This is a genomic window from Kaistella faecalis (assembly GCF_019195395.1).
Lineage (GTDB): Bacteria > Bacteroidota > Bacteroidia > Flavobacteriales > Weeksellaceae > Kaistella > Kaistella faecalis.
The window spans coordinates 198,480-216,900 of the sequence record NZ_CP078067.1; the positions used below are offsets into that span (position 1 = coordinate 198,480).

The 18,421-nt window shown below is 39.4% G+C and carries 19 protein-coding genes; 7 read left to right on the forward strand and 12 right to left on the reverse strand.

All coding sequences use genetic code 11. From position 1 onward, the window contains the following. The first annotated feature begins 4 nt into the window (after positions 1-4). Positions 5-1,186 carry an acyl-CoA dehydrogenase family protein gene (locus tag KTV93_RS00950; RefSeq protein WP_218249466.1) on the forward strand — a complete coding sequence of 394 codons (1,182 nt, stop codon included), beginning with the start codon at positions 5-7 and terminating at the stop codon, positions 1,184-1,186. 50 nt (positions 1,187-1,236) lie between these two features. Here KTV93_RS00950 and KTV93_RS00955 read toward each other — a convergent pair whose 3' ends face one another. The 3 genes from KTV93_RS00955 to rsmG form a co-directional block, all read right to left on the reverse strand. Then, complete coding sequence (locus KTV93_RS00955; RefSeq protein ID WP_218249467.1) at positions 1,237-3,969, reverse strand: PD-(D/E)XK nuclease family protein; 2,733 nt, start codon at positions 3,967-3,969, stop codon at positions 1,237-1,239. A 96-nt stretch (positions 3,970-4,065) separates the two neighbouring features. Beyond that, positions 4,066-4,482: a hypothetical protein gene (locus KTV93_RS00960; protein ID WP_218249468.1), complete on the reverse strand. Its 417-nt coding sequence runs from the start codon at positions 4,480-4,482 to the stop codon at positions 4,066-4,068. A gap of 53 nt (positions 4,483-4,535) precedes the next feature. Further along, positions 4,536-5,171 carry a 16S rRNA (guanine(527)-N(7))-methyltransferase RsmG gene (gene rsmG / locus KTV93_RS00965; RefSeq protein WP_218249469.1) on the reverse strand — a complete coding sequence of 212 codons (636 nt, stop codon included), beginning with the start codon at positions 5,169-5,171 and terminating at the stop codon, positions 4,536-4,538. An 83-nt stretch (positions 5,172-5,254) separates the two neighbouring features. On the opposite strand from rsmG, the gene KTV93_RS00970 reads away from it, so the two are divergent. Further along, positions 5,255-6,454, forward strand: coding sequence for a pyridoxal phosphate-dependent aminotransferase (locus KTV93_RS00970; RefSeq protein ID WP_218250463.1), 1,200 nt, complete (start codon positions 5,255-5,257; stop codon positions 6,452-6,454). A gap of 71 nt (positions 6,455-6,525) precedes the next feature. On the opposite strand, the gene KTV93_RS00975 is transcribed toward KTV93_RS00970, so the two are convergent. Together KTV93_RS00975 and KTV93_RS00980 are read right to left on the reverse strand one after the other, a co-directional pair. Continuing rightward, entirely contained in the window at positions 6,526-7,305 is a 780-nt protein-coding gene (locus KTV93_RS00975; RefSeq protein ID WP_218249470.1) for a zinc ribbon domain-containing protein, read from the reverse strand. A 4-nt stretch (positions 7,306-7,309) separates the two neighbouring features. Then, positions 7,310-8,407 carry a Nif3-like dinuclear metal center hexameric protein gene (locus tag KTV93_RS00980; protein ID WP_218249471.1) on the reverse strand — a complete coding sequence of 366 codons (1,098 nt, stop codon included), beginning with the start codon at positions 8,405-8,407 and terminating at the stop codon, positions 7,310-7,312. A 60-nt stretch (positions 8,408-8,467) separates the two neighbouring features. Between KTV93_RS00980 and KTV93_RS00985 the strand changes: the two genes are divergently transcribed. Continuing rightward, positions 8,468-9,295, forward strand: coding sequence for an ion transporter (locus KTV93_RS00985; RefSeq protein ID WP_218249472.1), 828 nt, complete (start codon positions 8,468-8,470; stop codon positions 9,293-9,295). 90 nt (positions 9,296-9,385) lie between these two features. On the opposite strand, the gene KTV93_RS00990 is transcribed toward KTV93_RS00985, so the two are convergent. The 4 genes from KTV93_RS00990 to KTV93_RS01005 all read right to left on the reverse strand — a co-directional run bounded on the left by KTV93_RS00990 (position 9,386) and on the right by KTV93_RS01005 (position 13,355). Continuing rightward, entirely contained in the window at positions 9,386-10,246 is an 861-nt protein-coding gene (locus KTV93_RS00990) for a hypothetical protein (RefSeq protein WP_230259171.1), read from the reverse strand. A 294-nt stretch (positions 10,247-10,540) separates the two neighbouring features. Beyond that, positions 10,541-11,593: a peptidylprolyl isomerase gene (locus KTV93_RS00995; RefSeq protein ID WP_230259172.1), complete on the reverse strand. Its 1,053-nt coding sequence runs from the start codon at positions 11,591-11,593 to the stop codon at positions 10,541-10,543. 82 nt (positions 11,594-11,675) lie between these two features. Beyond that, positions 11,676-12,185: an FKBP-type peptidyl-prolyl cis-trans isomerase gene (locus KTV93_RS01000; RefSeq protein WP_218249474.1), complete on the reverse strand. Its 510-nt coding sequence runs from the start codon at positions 12,183-12,185 to the stop codon at positions 11,676-11,678. A gap of 96 nt (positions 12,186-12,281) precedes the next feature. Further along, complete coding sequence (locus KTV93_RS01005) at positions 12,282-13,355, reverse strand: branched-chain amino acid aminotransferase (RefSeq protein ID WP_218249475.1); 1,074 nt, start codon at positions 13,353-13,355, stop codon at positions 12,282-12,284. Between the two features lie 84 nt (positions 13,356-13,439). Here KTV93_RS01005 and mnmC2 point away from each other — a divergent pair, with 84 nt between their 5' ends. Both mnmC2 and KTV93_RS01015 read left to right on the forward strand, forming a co-directional pair. Next, positions 13,440-14,123: a tRNA (5-methylaminomethyl-2-thiouridine)(34)-methyltransferase MnmC2 gene (gene mnmC2, locus KTV93_RS01010; RefSeq protein ID WP_218249476.1), complete on the forward strand. Its 684-nt coding sequence runs from the start codon at positions 13,440-13,442 to the stop codon at positions 14,121-14,123. A gap of 54 nt (positions 14,124-14,177) precedes the next feature. Further along, positions 14,178-14,594, forward strand: a complete 417-nt coding sequence (locus KTV93_RS01015) for an NUDIX domain-containing protein (RefSeq protein ID WP_218249477.1) — start codon at positions 14,178-14,180, stop codon at positions 14,592-14,594. Here the strand turns inward: KTV93_RS01015 and KTV93_RS01020 are convergent. Together KTV93_RS01020 and KTV93_RS01025 are read right to left on the reverse strand one after the other, a co-directional pair. Then, positions 14,589-15,380 (reverse strand): S1/P1 nuclease, encoded by a 792-nt coding sequence (locus tag KTV93_RS01020; protein ID WP_218249478.1) that lies wholly within the window; start codon positions 15,378-15,380, stop codon positions 14,589-14,591. The two genes, KTV93_RS01015 and KTV93_RS01020, sit on opposite strands and share 6 nt — an antisense overlap. 2 nt (positions 15,381-15,382) lie before the next feature. Next, the gene (locus KTV93_RS01025; RefSeq protein ID WP_218249479.1) at positions 15,383-16,090 is read right to left on the reverse strand and encodes a DUF4294 domain-containing protein; all 708 of its coding nucleotides are present in this window, start codon (positions 16,088-16,090) and stop codon (positions 15,383-15,385) included. Between the two features lie 56 nt (positions 16,091-16,146). On the opposite strand from KTV93_RS01025, the gene KTV93_RS01030 reads away from it, so the two are divergent. Both KTV93_RS01030 and rpe read left to right on the forward strand, forming a co-directional pair. Next, positions 16,147-17,223 carry a M42 family metallopeptidase gene (locus KTV93_RS01030; protein WP_218249480.1) on the forward strand — a complete coding sequence of 359 codons (1,077 nt, stop codon included), beginning with the start codon at positions 16,147-16,149 and terminating at the stop codon, positions 17,221-17,223. 49 nt (positions 17,224-17,272) lie between these two features. After that, positions 17,273-17,923 (forward strand): ribulose-phosphate 3-epimerase, encoded by a 651-nt coding sequence (rpe, locus tag KTV93_RS01035; RefSeq protein ID WP_218249481.1) that lies wholly within the window; start codon positions 17,273-17,275, stop codon positions 17,921-17,923. A 72-nt stretch (positions 17,924-17,995) separates the two neighbouring features. Here the strand turns inward: rpe and KTV93_RS01040 are convergent, their stop codons facing one another. Next, positions 17,996-18,415 carry a nucleoside-diphosphate kinase gene (locus KTV93_RS01040; RefSeq protein ID WP_218249482.1) on the reverse strand — a complete coding sequence of 140 codons (420 nt, stop codon included), beginning with the start codon at positions 18,413-18,415 and terminating at the stop codon, positions 17,996-17,998. Between the last annotated feature and the right edge of the window lie 6 nt (positions 18,416-18,421).

Consider the following 18,421-nt stretch of genomic DNA (forward strand, 5'->3'; position numbering starts at 1 on the left):
AATTATGTCATACTACCCGCTTACAACCATTCCGGATTACTACTTCATGGATGAACTTTTAACTGATGAACACAAGTTAATCCGCCAATCGGTAAGAGATTGGGTTGAAAGTTTTGTAATGCCGAAAATAGATGAAGCGGCACAGAACCACACCGATATTCCCAGCCTGATGAAAGAATTAGGGAAAATCGGCGCTTTGGGGCCATACATTCCTGAAGAATACGGAGGTTCAGGTCTTGACCAGATTTCCTACGGAATTATTATGCAGGAACTGGAAAGAGGTGATTCTGCAGTGCGTTCCGCAGCTTCTGTACAGAGTTCCCTCGTCATGTTCCCAATCAACGAATACGGTTCAGAAGAACAGAAACATAAATATTTACCCCACTTAGCTTCAGGTGAAATGATCGGCGCTTTTGGGCTTACAGAACCTAATCATGGTTCTGACCCGAGTTCTATGGAAACGCATTTCGAAGATAAAGGCGATCATTATTTGCTGAACGGTGCCAAAATGTGGATTACCAATGCGCCGTTGTGTGACATTGCCGTTGTCTGGGCAAAGAATGAAGAAGGAAAAGTTCAGGGATTGATTGTAGAACGTTCTTTCGAAGGATTTACCACTCCCGAAACTCATAATAAATGGAGCCTGCGTGCTTCCAAAACCGGTGAACTGGTTTTCAATAATGTAAAAGTTCCTAAAGAAAATCTGTTACCAAAAGTAGTTGGATTAAAAGGACCGCTTTCCTGCCTAAATTCTGCAAGATACGGTATTTCATGGGGCGTAATCGGCGCTGCAATAGACTGTTACTGTACAGCTGTTCAATACTCCAAGGAAAGAAAACAGTTTGGAAAACCCATTGCATCCTTCCAGTTACAGCAGAAAAAAATTGCTGAATTCTTAACGGAAATCACCAAAGCACAGTTGCTCTGCCTCCAGTTAGGAAACCTGAAAAATGCTCATAAAGCAAGTCCTGCACAGATTTCAATGGCGAAGCGAAACAACGTAAAAATGGCGATTGATATTGCCAGAGAATCCCGACAAATGCTTGGCGGAATGGGAATCATGGGAGAATTCCCGATGATGCGTCACGCGGCCAATTTAGAATCTGTGATCACTTACGAAGGAACCCACGATATTCATTTACTCATTACAGGAATGGATGTAACAGGAATCAATGCCTTCGGATAGAGATTTAAATATTATAAAAAAAGCCTTCAGAAATCTGAAGGCTTTTTCAGTTAATTTCCCCACGTTTCTTTCACTTCTTCAACAAACTCCAGTTGCGGATCAAGAATATCGAGAATTACATTTTTAATAGATTTCATCGGAATTTCTAAAAGCTGTTCCGAGATTTCTCTTTCTCCGAAAAGATGAAGATTCTGCACTCCTTTTGTTACTTCAGCAAAACTCCAGATTCCGCATTGCAGATAATTATCCGGATATTTTTCTGCGCTTAAAACCGAATAAGCATACACTGAAAGTTGCATCGCCTGCTTATATTCATCTCTGAAAAATAATTCTTCCAGCTTTTCTTCGTCTTCCGCTTTTTTCGGTGCTGAGATCGAAAGATTTTTAGTTTTTGCAGTTTTGAAATCGATAATCCTCAGATTTCCGTTCAGGCGGTCAACACGGTCGATAAAACCATAGAAATATACCGGATTTGTTTTTTCTTCATCCAGGAAAAATTCAACATTCTCAAAATTACCTTCCACACTTAATATCTCCAGTGAGTTTCCTTCTTCCAGCAATTTTTTATCATATTCGATGACGCTCCGCACTACCCTTTCTGCGATGGATTTATGAATGAAATTCATTCCCTTTTCGTAAAATTCAGTTTGGTGTTTCAGTTTTTCGATGGCTTGGTTAATGACTTTAACAATAACTTCATCCGAAAACTCTAAATCATTAACTGTTAACTTTTTACCGATAAATTTTTCATATATATCCTGAAGGGCGTAATGCACCAAATTCCCATAACTTCGCTGCGAGAGTTCTTCTTCAATTTCAGTGGCTTCCCGCGTGTTCAGGATTTTTGTCAGGTAAAAATCGACTGGATTATAGATATAAGAAGTAAGATGCGAGGCCGAAACCTTCTTTTTCCATTCATCAAGTTTCTCCAAGACCTTCTCTGTTTTCTTAATGTGCATCGGTTCCTGGCGTATAGGATCTGAAGAGTTTTCAATGATAATATTTTCAAGTTGGTGATACGGATCTTCAATTTCGATTTGCGTAATAAAACGGCTTTTTTCACCGGTATTCACCCCTGAACCCAAAGCGTTAAAAAGGAGATGGACATTCCTCGAATCCTGAATCAACCGGTAAAAGTGATAGGCATAAATTCCGTCATTTTCTAAGAACGTATGCAAACCAAAATGTTTCCTGATGTCAAAAGGCAAATAGGTATTCTGTGAATTACCCAGCGGCAGTTTTCCTTCGTTGGCAGAGAGTAAAATAATGTTTTCAAAATTTAAAAGTCTGGTTTCCAAAAGTCCCATCACCTGTAATCCGGCCAACGGTTCTCCCTGAAAATCAATAGCTTCAGAACTCACCAACTGGTTGATCAGCACTTCCAGGGTTTCCATATTTATAGGGAATGAATATGGCGAAAGCTGATTTTTAATGATCTTAAAACTCTTTTCAAAGTGAGCAATATTTTCATATAAAATATCATCCAGTTCTCTGAATTTCAGCGCATAACAATAACTGATCAGCAAATCTAAAAACTCAGTCACTGATGACGGTTTCTGAAAAAGCTGAAAATAAGAAAGATCAGAAAGTAAATCTGAGAACTGTTTTTTGGATATATAAACAATATTTCTTTCTTCAATTGTCGCTTTGAAAACCGAGATCATATTTCTGTCTGCGTCTCCGTTCGGAAGTTCTTCTAAAACGGCAAGCACATCATTATAGTAATAGGAAGAATCCTTTTGTTCAAGCTGTTTCTGAAGATAAAACAGTTTTTTCATGGCATTGCTGAACGCAAGATTTTTCAGCGGGAATCCCATGGTGATGTTAAGATATTCTACCGTGCTGATCGCATCTAAAGTTGCAGGAAGCAAATTTTCGTCGAGTAAAACAACGGCAGTTTTCAACAGATCCTCTGGATTGATTTCTTTAAAAATCTCAGGCAGCACTTTCGCCTGGGTTATGTTTCCGGAAACTTCGTAAACTTTGATCTTTTTTGCCTGCGCAAAATCATTCTCCATCCAACTGAAAGGCCGGCTCTCATTAAATTCTTTCCAGGTTTTATGGCTCCGCAGGAATTTTCCTGCTTCCTGTCTTTCATCATTCACATAATACTCATCCGCCTGAAAAAAACACTGCGCTTTATCCCACTGCAAAAGACTTTTAACCAGTTTTTCCTCTACAGGAGTAAACGCATTAAAGCCGCAGAAGACAAATTTTTCATCAGTATTTTGTGCAAAACCTTCAACTTTATTTTTTGCAGATTCGTGAATCATTCCCGGTGTTGCCCAATTTCTCTCGCTGAGCTTCATCTTCAGGAGCGGAAGAAATACCGTCATTTTCTGCCAGAAATTGAGAAATCTCTTTCTTGGAGTATCGTCGGATTCTCCCAGATTTTCGGACCAGTTTTTGATTCTTTCCTCGTCGAACATGTATTCCAGAACCTGCTGGTCGCTTTCGGAAAACTTTAAGATATCATCCCAATCCTTCAAAAGCGTAGGAAACCATTTCAGGAAGTTAGAAAAATCTTCGTCTGGATGCAGGTCCCGGTAAACCCCGAAGGAAAAAAGCCACATCGAAATCCCCTGAATAGGTTGCTTACCCGAGAGATTTTTAATTAAATCTTCTACGGTGAAAAAGTTGGGTAGAAAGCCCGAATACTGCTTTTCTTTGAGGATTTTTTTAATGAAAACCACAGGTCTTTTACCTGGAAGCACAATATTGAATTCCGACAGATCTGAATTTTGGGCGAGAAGTTCGGTGACGATTTTATCAAGAAATTTCATAAAGAATATAAAGATGTAAATTAAGAAAAATTCCATAAAAAAACATCAGGAAAATCTTATAATCCTGATGTTTAAAAATGATATACTGATCTGTGTTTATTCAACTACGATTGTCCGTTCAATCCATGTATTTGCGCCGGCTGCATCTTTGCCGGTCCAGAATTTAAAAAGATAAGTTCCTGTTTCCTGAGGCCGGAAATTAATTTGAGAAGTTCTGGTCGCCATTTCACCGCAACTGGCAGATGTTTTAAATTTATAGGTAATCACTTTACGCTCAAGCGGTGCAGTATGCTGATAATCGTAGCCGTAAAAGCCCTCGCATTGCGTACTGAACTGCGAGTAGGTTTTGATCGTCTGCGTACTGTAAATATCCATCGTATCCTGTGCGATTTTCACACTGTCGATTTTTAGAGGTTCGGTGCTGGTGATTTCATCGCCCTCTAGCCGGTCATTACAACTCGCTAAACCGAATAGTAAAACAGCGGCAAAAATTGATTTGAATATTGTTTTCATAAAAGTAAAATTTATTAGTGAAACAGTAACAATAATTACTTTAATCTAATGAATTAAGAATTGAAATTTCCTTTTGATAAATATACCACTTTTTTGGTTTCGAAAAATTCTGTTTCGAAAAATTTATGAAGACTGAAAATTTCAGCTTTCATACCTGCAAGTTCTTCAGACAAATCGCCGCCTTTTAAATATAAAACACCGTTGTGCTTCGGATTGAACTGCTCTTTTTCGAATTTTCCTTTTAACCAACGGAGGAAAACCGGCATCTGTGTTACCGCCCTGCTTACCACAAAATGAAACTTCTCCTTTAGATCTTCCGCCCGGCCATGGATTGCAGTGACATTCTTCAGACCGATCCCCTGAGAAACTTCCTTCACTACAGTGATCTTTTTACCAATTGAATCAATCAGCGTAAAGTGCGAATCGGGAAATAGGATTGCCAGCGGAATCCCGGGAAAACCGCCGCCGGTTCCGATATCCAGAACTTTTGTATTGGGTGCAAATTCCATGACTTTGGCGATTCCAAGCGAGTGCAGAATATGTTTTTCATAAAGTGAATCCATATCTTTTCGGGAAATCACATTTATTTTTTCGTTCCATTCCCCGTAGAGTTCTTGCAGTTTACTAAACTGTTCTTTCTGTTGTTCGGTAAGGTTCGGAAAATACTTTTCAATAAGTTCAGCAGGCATTTTATTTAAATTTCCACAAATTTAAAAAAACAAGTTCAGAACCTTGCAGAAAAAAATTATCTTTGAGTTTATTAAGAATGATTATGGAAAAACACTCTGAAAGGCTTAGCAGAATGAGCTTTTCGCAAACATTTGTAATGAGCAACAAAGTTCGGGAAATGAAAGCCAATGGTCTCGATGTCATCAGTTTAACCCTCGGCGAACCCGACTTCGACGTACCAAAAAACATTAAGGAAGCCGCTTTTGAAGCCATTAATAATAATTTCAGCCACTACTCGCCGGTTCCGGGATTTTTAGATTTAAGGCAGGCAATCTGTGAAAAACTGAAACGCGACAATAACCTGAATTATCTACCCTCCCAGATTTGTGTGTCAAATGGAGCAAAACAGTCTATTTTAAATGTTCTGGCATCTGTGCTTAATGACGGTGATGAAGTTATTCTGCCCGCGCCATATTGGGTAAGTTACGATGAAATGGTAAAAATGATGGGCGGAACATCAGTTTTTGTGGAAACTTCCATCGAAGGCGAGTTTAAAATGACCGCAGAACAGCTAGAAAAAGCCATCACTCCAAAAACAAAGGTTTTACTTTACAGTTCACCGTGCAACCCTTCCGGAAGCGTTTATACCTACGAGGAACTCGAAAAAATTGCAGATGTTGTGGCGAAACATCCACAAATCACTATTATCTCCGATGAGATTTATGAATATATCAATTACGACGGTAAACATACTTCTATTGCCGAATTTCCACAGGTCTATGAACAGACCGCGGTGATTAACGGAATGTCGAAAGCGTTTGCAATGACAGGCTGGCGAATCGGTTATTCTGCATGTCCGAAATGGCTTGCGGAAGGCTGTGAAAAAATCCAGGGACAGATGACGAGCGGCGCCAATACGATGGCACAGAAAGCATCGGTAACCGCCCTGAAAACTGATCCTTCGGAGTACCGTTACATGATCGACGAATTTCAAAAAAGGAGAGATATCGTGTACAATCTGATGAAAGAAATTCCTGGATTTAAAGTGAATTATCCGGAAGCTGCCTTTTATTTCTTCCCGGATATCTCGTTCTACATCGGTAAAAAACTGAACGGAACTGAGATTGAAAACGCCGATGATTTCGCGATGTTTCTTCTCGAAAATGCTTATGTGGGAACAGTTGGTGGTGTGTCTTTCGGCAACCCGAACTGTATCCGCTTTTCTTATGCTGCTTCAGAAAAAGAACTGAAGGATGCAATGAACAGAATTAAAGTTTGTCTTGAAGAAGCAGTTGTAGGTTAATTACACCTGTTACCAGAAATAAAAAAAAAGGTTCGGAAATTCCGAACCTTTTTATTTTTGATGAAGATTTATTAGAATTTAATAATATCTTTCATTTTTTCGTTTTCTTCGTTAACCATGTCATCGTCAACAAGGATTTTTCCGCTGTGTTCGTCAATGATGATTTTCTTTCTCTGCGCGATTTCCATCTGTTTCTGTGGAGGCAACGTAAAGAATGATCCTTTCGGCGCACCTCTTTCCAGACCTACAACCGCTAAACCTGTTGGTGAATTGGTGCGGATTCTCTGGTAAGAAGCCAATAATCTTTCGTCGATATTCTTAGCAAATTCCTTAGATTTTTCGATTAAGAAATCCTCTTCTTTCTGTGTTTCTGCAACCAGATTTTCAAGCTCTTCTTTCTTGAATTTAAGGTGATTCTTCAATTCACTGATTTTGTTGTTCAGTTCCTCAAAAGTTTCGTTTTTGTGCGCGATTTTTACACCGAATTCTTTAATTCTCTTTTCAGCCAGCTGAATTTCAAGATCCTGGAATTCAATTTCTTTTTCTAAGGCTTCAAATTCCTTATTATTTCTAACAGTTTCCTGTTGAGCTTTGTATTTGTCGATCAAAGTTTTAGCGTGATTAATCACTTCATTCTTCGTGCTGATTTCATCATTCTGTTCTTTGATTTCAGTTTGAAACTTCTCGGCTCTTTTTTCCAGACCTTCGATTTCAATTTCTAAATCCTCAACTTCAATCGGTAATTCACCTCTTGTGTTGCGGATCTCGTCTAATCTTGAATCGATGATTTGCAAGTCGTAAAGCGCCCTTAACTTATCTTCAACAGAGATTTCTACAGTTTTTTTAGCCATATTTTTATAAAAAATAATTTACAGGATTTGTTTTCTCAACAGATTTTGAGACTGCAAATTTAGGAAAAATTTCCGATAAAATCTCAATTAATTGTTGGGTTACAAATTGTTCGGACTCAAAATGACCGATGTCGCAAATGAGCATTTTATCTTCACTCTTAAAAAAATCATGATACTTTACATCGCCTGTGAGATATGCATCGCATTGCTGAGAAAGCGCCGCTTGGATTCCGCTCGCGCCACTTCCGCCCAGCACCCCTACTCTTTTAATTTTTCTGCTGTTCAAAGGTGAGTGGCGAATGACCTTCAAAAGGAATTTTTCCTTTACAAACTTCAGAAAATCAGTTTCATCCATTTCTGTTTTAAGGTCGCCAAATCTTCCAAGTCCGGAATACTGATTCTCGTTTTCGAGCGAGATGATTTGGTAAGCGACTTCTTCGTAGGGATGTGCATTTTTCATTGCATCGATGATCTTACGCTGTTTAAAATTTTCAAAAATTACAGAAATAAGTTTTTCCTGAGCATTTTCACGGATATTTTGGGTTCCCGAAAATGGATTGGAACCCTCCATGGGTCTGAATGTCCCATTACCATTTACCGAAAAACTGCATTCGTCATAAAAACCTATATTGCCCGCTCCAGCCTCAAAAAGTGCTTCTTTAAGTATTTCAGCGTGATCTTCCGGCACGTAGACTTCCAGTTTTTTCAGGTTCTGTGACTTAGGCATCAACACCTTTTGATCCTGTAACGCCAACTCTTCGCAGATTCTGAAATTTACCCCGAAATAATCATTATCGAACGCAGTGTGGATGGCATAAATCGCAATTTTATTTTCAATTGCTTTCAAAACCGCACGTTCAACATAATTCTTTCCTGTTATCGATTTTAGCCCGGAGAAAATAATGGGGTGAAAAGTGACGATTAAATTTTGTTTATTTGAAATAGCTTCTTCCACAACATTTTCCATAGCATCATGACAAACCAGAATTCCTGTAACTTCCCGCTGCAGATTTCCGCATAGAAGTCCTACATTATCAAAATCCTCTGCCTGCTGGATCTGGATTTTCTTTTCTATTTGAGAAATAGCCTCTTTTACCGTCATTTTCTTAAGTTTGTAGCGAAAATAAGAATTATTTCTTTAATTTTAATCGTGAATAAACCTATGGAAAAGGAACATGACTTCATATCTGAGCGAACAAAATGGAAACGTCAGGTCTACCGAATTATTTTTCTCTCGGATACAAAACTAGGGAAACTTTTCGACCTTGTTCTTTTGCTCCTCATTCTTTTGAGCACATTTATCGTCATGATGGAAAGTGTTCAGATTTTCGATGCGAAACTGCACCTTCTATTTGTAATTCTTGAAATCATCATTACCGCTTTCTTTACTGTTGAATACGTTTTAAGGATTCTCACGATTAAAAATAAGAAAGCATATATTTTCAGTTTTTTCGGAATTATTGATTTTCTCGCCATACTTCCTTTTTATCTGAGTCTGTTTTTCCCGATTACGAAGTATTTTCTGATTTTAAGAATGCTGAGAATGCTCAGAGTATTCCGGATTTTCAATCTCCTGGACTTTATGAACGATGGGTATTTCATCGTGAGAGCACTGAAACACAGTTCACGAAAAATTTATATTTTTCTTCTGTTCCTAGTGATATTCTGTGTTATCGTAGGATCACTAATGTTTATGGTGGAAGGTCACCGAGAAGGATTCGAGAGCATTCCGCAAAGTATTTACTGGGCAGTGGTAACGGTAACTACGGTAGGATACGGTGATGTTTCGCCCGGCACCCCACTGGGAAAATTCCTCTCTGTACTTCTGATGCTTGCCGGTTACTCTATCATCGCAGTACCAACCGGAATTGTGACCGCCGAAATGAGGAACAAAAGACAAAATCTTGAAAAGGTCTGCGGCCGATGCGGGAACGATGATATTGATGACGATGCACGATACTGCAAAATCTGCGGTGAAAAAGTGGTATAAAAAAGAAGATGCATTTTCAGCATCTTCTTTTCTTCTCATAAATTGTGTTTATATTGAGTCGTTATTAGTTATCGTTTTTTGCATCTCGTACTAGTCTTTAAACAGTGAAACTCTGGTCATAGAGTCGATCCGGACTGACACCGTCTGGTCAGCGGTCATCCACAACTGATACCCTTTAGTTGCTTCAGGTATACTGAGCGGGTCTGCTATTGTATAGAAATAAAAAGTTACAACTTTGGGAACACCGCTGGATCCTGAAGGCAGCAGGGCAATGGAATTAATTTCAAAACCTGAATCCGGATTTTTGAAGGTTGCCAGAAGAGATCCTGTTGAGTTTGATCCGGCAGTGGCGGTAGCAATAACCCTCCATATGTGTACCTGTCCCATGATCAGATTTTCTCTCCAGCGCTGTGTTGCAGCAGTTGCACCCGAATAAATATTGGCTGTTACACCCGGGTATGGAACTGTGGTTTCAGGCCAGCTGGTAGTAGGGCTTGCCGCAAAAGTCAGCGGCGTGCTATATAAAACCTGTACAGGAGGACCATAAGTATTTCCTGCACCTGCTAAACTCAGCATGGGTTTTACCCCTCCTGCGCCTGAATCTACTTTCACCACCCCATCATTCCCTGCTACGGAACTGGTTGCTACAAATAATTGCCTCCATACTAGACCGTCCCAGAATTCAAACCGGTCTGCAGATGTATTGTAAATAAGTGTACCTGCCGCCAAATTTAAGTTTACAACTCCTGCTGGAGGAACGGTTAACGGATCATTGTCTGCGAGTTTAGTATCCCGTTCCGAATCTGTAAGACGCGGCACCAAGATTCCTTTTTCGTTGGAATTGATGTCTAAAACAGTAGCTCCATTGGGTGTGGTGGTATTGATGCCCACCTGCGCATGCGAAATCGTAAATAGAATTAACGACATTCCCAGAATAAATTTGTTTCTCATCACCTGTGTATTTTGTGTTAAATAAAGTTACCTACAATCCCAAAAATAAAATACCGTCAAAACACCTTTTTTTATTAAATATTTTAATCGTAAATTGTATTTATTAAGAAATAAACTACAAAAGAACAAACTTGTATAAAAACATTTTTTTAGCACCTTAATGAAATTAATCAATGCTATAAAGCTTTTAGGAAGAAAGCGGTTTATAAATACACAAAAAAAAAAGAACACTTCAGATTGAAGTGTTCGATTATATAATTCTTAAGATTAAGTTAAAAACTGTAGAATCTTCGTTTATCTGGAAGCGTTACTTTTCACTTTTACCAGTTCCACATCGAAGATCAGCCATGCATTTGGAGGAATAACTCCGCCCGCACCTGCTGATCCGTAACCCAATTCAGAGGGGATTAATAATGTCGCAGTTTCCCCTTCTTTCAACAGCATAATTCCTTCGTCCCAACCTTTAATAACCTGACCCACACCGATAGGAATATCGATTGGCTGGTTTCTCTTAAAGGAAGAATCAAACTCGCTGCCATCCACAAGTTTACCTGCGTAATGCACTGCAACTTCCTCTCCACGCTGTGGTGCTGCACCGTTAGTGGCTTTGGTAATTTTATAATAAAGCCCTGATGTAGTTGACTGCATTTCCGCTTTTAAATCATCTACAAGTTTTTGCTGATTGGCAGCAAATTCTTCCGCTTTTTTCTTTTTGTCTGCTTCTATCTGGTTCATAACCGCTTTGTTATTTTCCTGAATCTTTCCTTTACCGTCATTAAAAATTGAAGCAGCATCGTAGTTTTTATATTCATCACCTTTGGTGAATACTGCGACCTTTTCTAAAACAACATCAGTTTTAGGTTTATCCTGTGCACCTTTTTCTACATTAGCAATCGCATCAATCACTTCAACGCCATTTACAACAGATCCGAAAATCGTATGCTTACCATCAAGCCACGGTGTTGCCACTTCTGTAATGAAAAACTGAGATCCGTTCGTGTTCGGTCCCGAATTCGCCATTGAGAGAATTCCTTTACCTGTGTGCTGAAGATCGTTTTTCTCGTCATCAAATTTGTAACCCGGATCACCCATTCCGGTTCCTTTGGGATCACCCCCCTGAATCATAAAATCTTTAATCACTCGGTGGAAAATGGTTCCGTCATAAAAAGGAACTCCTTTGGCTTTTGATTTATTTTCAATTTTTCCTTCAGCCAAACCAACAAAATTCGCTACGGTTACCGGCGCTTTCTTGTCTTCGAATTTCACAATCATATTTCCTTTGGAAGTTTGGAAATTTGCGTAAAGGCCATCTTTCAGTCCTTCGTAAGTTTCTTTGTCTACGTTCATTTTTTTATAAATTGGAGTGCAACTCGTCAGCGATATCGCTGCTATTGCGATTAAAAAATTTTTCTTTAGCATTTATTTGATTTTAAAGTACTTTTATTTTGATGATTAAAGGCATATCATTCGGGATTTTATCATTATCTCCATAAGTACCGAAACCAAGCACAGAAGGCACTAGCAAGGTCGCCTCCTGATTTTTATTCAAATACCGCAGGGCATCTTCCACCGCTTTCAGTTCCTCAAACCGGCCAAACTGAACATTACTATTTTTTTTGGGTTGATCATAAAGCTTTACCAAATCAAAATCATATATTTCATATTCATACGATATACTGTCACCATCGTTTTTTCTTTGATTCTGCTGCAGATTATCAATATTTACCCAATAATTCAGACTCATCGGATAGAATTTTTCCTGCTGGCTTTTGATCCAGTCCTGAATTTGTGCTCTTTCTGTCTGATTTAAGTTTTTCGCCCGGTTTTTGGAAGTATTCAGATCTTTTTCACTCAGAATTCCACCAACCGGCGGATGCGCCTGCTGATTCTGCGCACAGCCAATGAGCAGTAAGGATGATATCAGGATGAATTTTTTCATAAATACTTTGCGAAAATAAGGAATTCGCACCAAATGCTCAAACGAAAAAGCCGGGATTGAATTTTTCCCGGCTCTCTTCTACTATTTTAATGGAGATTAAACAGTTTCCAAAATCTTCTTTTCAACCAAAACTCTCCATCCGAAAGGATCTTCAACTTTATTAGTCTGAATGTCAACAAGGTCTTTCTGCAGGGTTAATGCAAAACTTTCTTCAAGAGAAAGGCTTGGAAGGTTTAGTTTTTCTCCGTTGTAACCTAAGGCTTTGAAAACTGTAGTTACTACTGCGGTTCCCACTCCCCAAACTTCTTTCAGCGTACCGTTCTTTTGCGCTTCAATTACTGTTTTCACTGCAACCGGCTCAACTTTGAGTTCAATTCCTCTTCTTTCTGCCAACTGTATAAAGCTGTCGCGGGTAACCCCATCAAGAATTTTTTCGGAGGTAGGCGGAGTATATATTGTATCATTAATTCTTACGAAAACATTCATGGTACCACTTTCCTCAAAATATTCATGTGTCGCATCATCTGTCCAGATGATCTGCTCATAACCTTGTTCGATAGCCAATTGGGTTGGATAGAAAGATGCAGCGTAATTTCCTGCCGCTTTTGCAGAACCAACTCCACCGTTTGCAGCTCTTGAATAAAAATCTGAAATCAGTACAGAAACCGGTTCTGAATAATAACTTTTTGCCGGTGTTGCTACGATTGCAAACATATATTTATTGGAAATTCTTGCTTTCAGCGCTTCCTCAGTTGCAAAAATAAGCGGACGGATATATAAAGACATTCCCTCACCCTGCGGGATCCATGCGCGGTCTATATCTACCAGGGCTTTCAGTCCTTCAATGAACATTTCCTCAGTAACTTCGGGCATTGCAAGCCGGCTTGCAGATTTATTTATTCTTGCGAAATTCTTCTCCGGACGGAAAAGAAAAACCTGACCATCCTTATCCTTATAAGCTTTCATTCCCTCGAAACAAGCCTGTCCGTAATTTACCCCCATCATTGCAGGTGAAAATGGCAACTGGCCATAAGGAACCAATTTAACATCGCCCCATATACCGTCTTCGTATTCACAGATAATCATGTGGTCGATAAAAGTATTGCCAAACGAAAAATTTTCAGGATCAAAGGTTGAAATTCTCGGATTGGTAGATTTTTGAATTATCATATTAAAAATTTTTTTTGATGTTCTACAAATTTAATATAATTTTTCTAATATCAAAATTTTAAATTAATTTTGAAAAAAAATGAGATGAGAAGAGAGATAAGAACAACTTCAGACGGAAGCAAAACGCTATATATCAATGAATTAAATGAGAATTACCACTCCCATCATGGTGCTTTACAGGAAGCGCGACATGTATTTATAAATAATGGACTAAAACTAGTCAATAATTGTGAAATTAATATTTTAGAACTGGGTTTTGGAACAGGACTGAATGTTTTAGTGACAATTGATGAATTTTTGAAAACTGATAAAAATCATGTTATTGAGTACTTCACCATCGAAAAATACCCCGTAAATGAAGATGAAATTTTAGAATTAGCTTACGATTCATTTTTTGACGAAGCAATTATTAAGGAATACAACAAAAAATTACACCAGTGTGAATGGAACAAAACCATTGAACTTTTGCCCAATTTCTTCTTCACAAAATATCATTGTGATTTTTTTGAGCTTAAAGACCTAAAGTTGCCAAATATTGATTTGGTGTACTACGACTGCTTCGGGGCAAGAGTACAGCCGGATTTATGGGAAAAACCATTATTCCAGATGGTTTCAGAAAAGATGAAAAGCGGAGGGCTGCTTACCACCTACTCCTCCAAAGGCAGTGTGAGAAGGATTTTAGAAGCGCTCAATTTTAAAGTAGAGAAAAAAGCCGGTCCGCCGGGAAAAAGAGAGATGATCAATGCTATAAAGCTGACTGAAGCCTGAGAAGTAAAATAATTGACCGAATTTCTTAACTTTGTTTTCATCTAAATGCAAAACATGATTGATAAATTAAATATCCGCGTTTACGCCACCGCTGTCAAAGACGGAAAAGTTTTGGTACTGCATGAGGAGTATGCGGGTGAACAGCTGATGAAACTACCAGGCGGCGGGCTTGAATTCGGAGAAGGAGTTTTGGACTGTCTGCACCGCGAATTTGAAGAGGAACTGAATGTTAAAATCAATGTCCTGGCACACCTTTATACACAGGAAGATTTTGTTGTATCACGGTTCCGGGAAAATGAACAGCTTTTAACCATATATTATCTGGTTGAAATCATCGATGAAAATGATTTTCTTATCATGGATCCGTGTATCGAAAAAACAGAATGGATTCCCATCCATACAGATGAGAATCCATTTATATTGCCTGTCGATAAAATTGCTTTCGAAAATCTGAAAGAAAGACTCCTATAATATATCGTTGAGAATCTTAGCCAATCTCAGCCCGCCGTATAAAAGTTGGCGTTCCATTAAATCTGCGAATTTATAATTGTAATCGTAGGCGTAAGATACGTCCATCACCGTATTCGCATAAATTCTGTTTGCGCTTTGGTGGCTGTCGTATAACCATTCTTCAAGAGTTCCCGCCTGAATCTGTTTTACTTCTTCTTTGGATTTCACGTCCAAAAGTGCCGAATATTCAGAATAACTGTATTTCTGAAAATCGATAAGCTTGGAGTCCCAAAGGGAATGCAGATTCGTGTTTTCACCGAAAAACTTTATTTTTATTCTGTTTCCGCCCAAATCCTCTGCACGGCCAACATGCATCGGCTGAGACGAATCTCCAACGAGGTGAATGAGAAAGCGCAAAGCGATTTCCCTGTCTTTAGCTGGTGTGTTTATATCTTTAATCTGAGCAGAAAGTGTTTTGATCTGCGTGTAGAGATTTGGCCCGGTCTGCACCTGCAGACTGTCGGAAAAGGATTTGAAATTATCCTGCGGACTGATGTTCACGTAATGCCACTGGTCGGTATGTTTCCAGACTCCCGTGGTATCAGACTTTATAAAATCCGGCCAGTTGGCCCAGTAGGCGAGTTTCTGGTCGCCGATTATCTTTTTTAAATGTCTTTTTGCTTTCCCTGAAAGATGGTTTTCTGCGATTTCAGCAACTACACGGTGTCCTGTAACACCAAACGAATACATAAAATTGGCTGCCAATACCGCCGTAAGCAGCATCAGATTAGAGAGGATCTTCTTCATTATTATTTTTTGATTTTAAAATTCTGATAACCAGGGTAAGGCGTAAAATATCCGGCGTTCCAGTTGCTTTGCAGGAGCGATTCCAGAAATTCGTCGGTACGGTTTCGGCGCGGATCATAAGGTTCCTTAATTTCCACATCGGCAATATTGCCTTTCACATTCCACCAGAACGCACTCCAGCCACCGCGGAGTTCACGAATGATTTCATAAACCGTTTTCCCTGTTGCACGGTTCATTAATTTCGCAAAAACACGGCCTTCGGTTGTGGTTAAATCTCTCAACTGAACTTCATACTGCGCCGCCAATGCATTCTGTCTTTCGCTGACATATTTTTTCTGGGCGCTGCGTTCCAGGTTTTTCATCTCATCCTGTATGTCCTGATATTGCTCCAGAGCAGTAAGAAACAGAGGATAAACGCGGTTGAGTTTTTTATTGAGGAAATAGTAGTAATTCTGATCGAGCTGATTATTGAACCGGGGTTTGTTAAAGAGAATTAATTCATCCATCACCACCACATTCTCACCGTCAATCTCGTATATTTTTGCCTTTTGTGCTTCGTCGTAATAATATTTATTACCAAATTCATCTGTTTTAAGTAATTCCGGCGGATATTGACTAATGGGTTTTGCGATCACCACCGAATCCTTCTGTGCATTTGCATTAAGACCTAAAAACAGTAGAAATAATAAGACAGGTTTGTTAAAATTCATTATTTTTACTTCGTATAAAATCAAAGCTTAAAATAACAAAATTCATTCCTTTTTTCATGAAAAAAGAAAATAAATCATTAAAATTTTTAGAACAGTATTTAAACACTGCCTCACCAACAGGTTACGAACATAACGGACAGAAAGTCTGGATGGAATATATAAAACCTTATGTGGACCAAATTGAGTTTGATCATTACGGAACCTGCTATGGCATCATCAATCCTGAGGCAGAATTTAAAGTTGTAATTGAAGCTCACGCCGATGAAATTTCGTGGTACGTTAATTATATTACCGATGACGGTTTAATCTACGTGATCCGGAACGGAGGCTCAGACCAGATGATTGCACCGTCGAAGGTCGTGAATATTCATGGTGAGAAAGGAATTGTGAAAGGAGTTTTCGGCTGGCCAGCCATTCATACAAGAGGAATCAGTTCCAACGAACCGGTTCCGAAACTTGAAAACATCTTTATCGACTGCGGTGCGACCACCAAACAGGAAGTAGAAGATTTGGGCGTTTTCGTAGGCTGCATGATTACTTATCCTGATGAGTTTTTCGAACTTAACGATAAATATTTCGTCTGTCGTGCACTTGACAACCGGATCGGAGGCTATATGATCGCTGAAGTGGCAAGAATGGTTCATGAAAACAAAGATCAACTTCCGTTCGGGCTTTATATTACCAATTCTGTACAGGAGGAAGTCGGTTTATATGGTGCTGATATGATTGCAGACACCATTAAACCCAACATCGCGATCATTACAGATGTTACTCACGACACCACCACCCCGATGATCGAAAAGAAAAAGGAAGGCGACCAGAAATGCGGGGCCGGACCGGTGGTTTTCTTTGCGCCAAGCGTTCATCATGTTATCCGTGAACTTATTGTGGAAACGGCGAAAGCTAAGGATATACCATTCCAGCGCGCGGCGGCAAGCCGTGCGACAGGAACCGATACTGATGCCTTCGCCCATTCGAACGGCGGCGTTCCTTCAGCATTGATCTCATTGCCTTTACGGTACATGCATACCACGGTAGAAATGGTTTCTAAAGAAGATGTTTCCAATGTCATTAAACTGATTTACGAAACGCTCCTGAAAATAAAACCCGATATGAATCTGAAATATCACTGAGAAAAGAGCCACGGAAAAAGTAAAAAGTAAAAAGAATAAAAAAGTAAGAATGAAAACAAAATTAATCGCTCCGTCATTACTCTCGGCGGATTTTGGGAATCTGCAGCGGGATATCGAGATGCTCAACGGTTCGCAGGCAGACTGGCTTCACATCGACGTTATGGACGGAAGATTCGTGCCCAATATCTCCTTTGGATTTCCGGTGATGAAAACCGTACAGCAATACGCAAAGAAATTTGTAGATGTGCATCTGATGATTGTGGAGCCGGAAAAATATATTGAAGAATTCATCAACATGGGTGCAGATCTGGTGTCCGTGCATTACGAAGCATGTACCCATCTCCACCGTACGATCAGTATGATTCAGGACAAGGGCGCAAAAGCGGGTGTTGTACTTAATCCTGCGACTCCCGTTTTAATGCTGGAGGACATCATTGCTGATGTAGATCTGGTTCTGCTGATGAGTGTGAACCCCGGTTTTGGCGGGCAGAAATTCATCGAAAACACGTACAAGAAGATCGCTGAAACAAAGGATCTCATACTCTCAAACAATTCCACTGCGCTTATTGAGGTTGACGGAGGCGTAAATCTGGAAAATGCCGCAAAACTTTTCGATGCCGGTGCTGATGTACTCGTTGCGGGGAATGCGGTGTTCTCTTCCGAAAGCCCGGAACGCACCATAGAACTTTTGAAAATTTAAATAAGGATCACGTCTGTAAAATAAAAAAGTCCCGGAATGTCCGGGACTTTTTCAGTTGTATTTTTCACAGGTTTAGAAAATTTCTCTTCCTGAAAAATGGAAAGCAGCTTCGATTAAAGCGTTTTCATCAGAATCGGATCCGTGAACAGCGTTTTCACCAATGCTTCTTGCAAACATTTTTCTGATGGTTCCTTCTGCAGCTTCTGCAGGGTTTGTAGCACCAATTAACGTTCTGAAATCTTCTACAGCGTTGTCTTTTTCAAGAACCGCTGCAACGATTGGTCCTGAACTCATGAAGTCTACCAATTCCCCGTAAAAAGGTCTCTCAGCATGAACTTCGTAGAATTTCTTAGCATCAGCAACAGTTAGCTGAGTTAATTTTAAAGCTTTGATCTTAAAACCTCCTTCGGAAATTTTACCTAAAATAGCACCAATGTGACCATCTGCAACTGCATCCGGTTTAATCATGGTGAATGTAATTTTACCTGACATATCTCT